2 protein-coding genes and 1 pseudogene are annotated in these 2,850 nt (G+C 35.4%); 1 reads left to right on the top strand and 2 read right to left on the bottom strand.

The annotated features are described in order from the left end of the window. Positions 1–66: 66 nt before the first annotated feature. Positions 67–333: pseudogene (locus OZD61_RS02940) on the top strand (hypothetical protein); the annotation flags it as partial. Between the two features lie 72 nt (positions 334–405). Here the strand turns inward: OZD61_RS02940 and thyX are convergent. Both thyX and murA read right to left on the bottom strand, forming a co-directional pair. Beyond that, positions 406–1,260: an FAD-dependent thymidylate synthase gene (gene thyX, locus OZD61_RS02935; protein WP_274979785.1), complete on the bottom strand. Its 855-nt coding sequence runs from the start codon at positions 1,258–1,260 to the stop codon at positions 406–408. A gap of 9 nt (positions 1,261–1,269) precedes the next feature. Next, positions 1,270–2,547 (bottom strand): UDP-N-acetylglucosamine 1-carboxyvinyltransferase, encoded by a 1,278-nt coding sequence (gene murA, locus OZD61_RS02930; RefSeq protein ID WP_274979784.1) that lies wholly within the window; start codon positions 2,545–2,547, stop codon positions 1,270–1,272. Positions 2,548–2,850: the final 303 nt, after the last annotated feature.

The raw sequence follows: 2,850 nt of genomic DNA, 5'->3' as shown, positions 1-2,850 counted from the left end.
ACCAGCTTGCAAATGATTGTCCTTTCCTTCATTTCTCTCCTATTACGAAGATTTTAAACAGGTTCTAAGGTGGAGCTGCAAGTGACATATGATGATGTAAAGAATTTTTATGATACCGTACGTGGTAAATATCATGCTGGCGATGGATATAACTACGAACAAGTAATGGTTTTATATAATGAAATTGTTAGGCCCGCTCACAATCATCATTACGAGCTGTTTACTCTTGATGAAGCACATGTTGCTAATGATCACCTGTTTATCAAGGGTCAGGATTTTGGAACTCTAAATGATTTTAATGGGATGTTCTATAAAAGTGATGAGTTAATGTGATGTAAAAAGCAAGATTCAATCTGGTGAACGAGAGTTAACTGACAGAGGAGATTGACACGTATGCCTTTATCTTTAAGATTGTTTATCAAGTGTAGACATCAGCTCGCCCCATTCTCTTTTACCAATATTACTTTCTTCTCTAGTAACGTTTTCCCCTTTAATTAATTTGCGAATTATTTCTAGACCAGTTCTTGAAATACAGGCTGATTCTAGGCAATATTCAACAAAGGCATTGTAGGCCAGTGGAACCCATTTTTTTGTTATATCCAGCATAACTTCTGCATAAACTCTGATTTCATATTGGGCATGCTTATCAGCTCTAAGCTTCAAAAAATGAAGGAGATTATGCAGATCTATTTTCCAATAAAATTGCGTGTAGTAATTAAGCATTAGGTTAGTTCTGGCAATTTCTCTTGCAAGCCCCTGCTCAATAAATTTTTCATAATGAGAATATACTAAATTAGAGTCATTTGTTAGAGAATCTATTATTTCCTTTGAGGTATCTGGATCAAAAGCTTCCCCGCTACCTTGTTTATTATTGTCAGATTGTTTTGCAACTTGTTCTGGTTTAGGTGTATAAAATTCATTATCAAGTATTGAATACCTTGCTGAATATTCATTCACATTTGCAGTTCTATGCCTTATCCATTGCCTTGCAACAAAAATTGGAAGTTTCACGTGAAACTTAATTTCACACATTTCAAATGGAGTTGTATGATGATGTCTCATTAAATACTTTATAAGTGCTTCATCCTGACTTGTCTGTTTTGTTCCCTTACCATAAGAAACACGAGCAGCTTGAACTATAGCGCTATCAGAGCCCATATAATCCACTACTCGAATAAATCCATGGTCTAATACCTTATGTTCTTCATATAAGATTGCATCTATTTCTTTTACTATAGTTCGTTTGGTTGCTTCATTCATAAAATATCCTCAAGACGAAATGGAGATATCAGCTCCACATGAATTGAGTTTTTCATGCATTGCTTCATATCCTCTCCATAAATGATGTGAATTGTTTATTATAGTTTCTCCGCCGGCTACCAAAGAAGCAAGCACCAAAGCTGCTGTTGATCTTAAGTCAGTAGCATATAGATTAGCTCCAGATAAGCTTTTTATTCCACTTATAGTAGCTTTGCTTTTCTCGATGCTGATATTAGCACCTAACTTTCTCAATTCATCTGCATGTGTAAATCTGTTTTCAAAAATGTTCTCTTCAATTACTGATATCCCATCAGCGATGCACATTGCAGACATCAGTTGTGGTTGCATATCACTGGGAAAATTGGGGTATGGATCTGTCGCAACGTTAGCAGACTTAATAGAGCCATTTTTTCTGGAAATAACAATGCCTCCATCATACAGTTCAACCATAGCTCCTATAGTCTCCAACTCATTTATAATACACCTTATATCAGATAGATTTATTCCTTCCAACTCCAACTTACCACCGGTTATTATAGCAGCTAGTGCATAGGTGCCTGCTTCTATGCGATCTGGTATTATTTTATGAACACATCCATTTAGTGCTTCAACTCCTGTTATTATGACCTTTGTATTATCAATTTCAATATCAGCACCCATTTTCTTCAGAAAATCTATTAAATCAAGAACTTCCGGCTCAGTTGCAGCATTGTTTATTGTTGTCACTCCTTCTGCAAATGTTGCTGCCATTATTACATTTTCTGTTGCGCCAACACTTATTTTCTCAAATGTGATTTCTTTTCCTTGTAGCTTTCCTTTCACTGTTGCAATTATATTATAGCCGTCAATTTCAATTTTAGCTCCCATTTCTTCTAATGCTTTAATATGCATATCAACGGGACGCTTTCCAATGTTGCATCCACCAGGAAATGCTGTTCTCGCTTTGCCAAATCTGCTAAGCATTGGACCCAATATTAGAAAAGAAGTTCTTAGCTTACTTGCGGTTTTATATGGCATCACGTGATTGTTGATATTGCTGCAGTCAATTTTCAAAGTATGGTTCGCTTTATAATTTTTATTGTGCATAAAGTTCACTTCTGCTCCAAGACTTTCAAGCAACTTAGACATTAGATGCACATCAATTAAATCAGGTACATTATGCAAAATTACCGGGGAGCTACTTAATAGACTTGCTGCCATTATTGGTAAAACAGCATTTTTTGAGCCATTAATCTCGATTTTTCCGACCAAAAGTTTGTAGTTATTTCTTATTAATATCTTGTGCATTTAATTAGATATAAAGTATAATTCATTAGTTTATTGAAGTCTTACTAAGTATAATAGATTGACCGTAAAAGGCAAAATTTGCTTTTTCTTCCTCATCATCCCAGTGTCATGCTACCTGCATGACACCTGATGCGAATTGCCCCCGAAATTTTATACTATGAATTACTCAAATGACGCTCTCGAGCTTTATCAAACCAAATAACACCAATTGCAACAATGAAATAACCAGCTGCTCCTAAGAACCTGTTTAAAATCTTCGTAATAGGAGAGAAATGAAGGAAAGGACAATCATTTGCAAGCTGG

This window comes from Wolbachia endosymbiont of Drosophila bocki (assembly GCF_028982005.1).
Lineage (GTDB): Bacteria > Pseudomonadota > Alphaproteobacteria > Rickettsiales > Anaplasmataceae > Wolbachia > Wolbachia pipientis.
This window is presented reverse-complemented; position numbering and strand designations above follow the sequence as displayed.

Excerpts from the sequence above, each read along its gene's own strand:
- thyX (WP_274979785.1), bottom strand. The coding sequence starts at position 1,260 with ATGAATGAAGCAACCAAACGAACTATAGTAAAAGAAATAGATGCAATC.
- murA (WP_274979784.1), bottom strand. The coding sequence starts at position 2,547 with ATGCACAAGATATTAATAAGAAATAACTACAAACTTTTGGTCGGAAAA.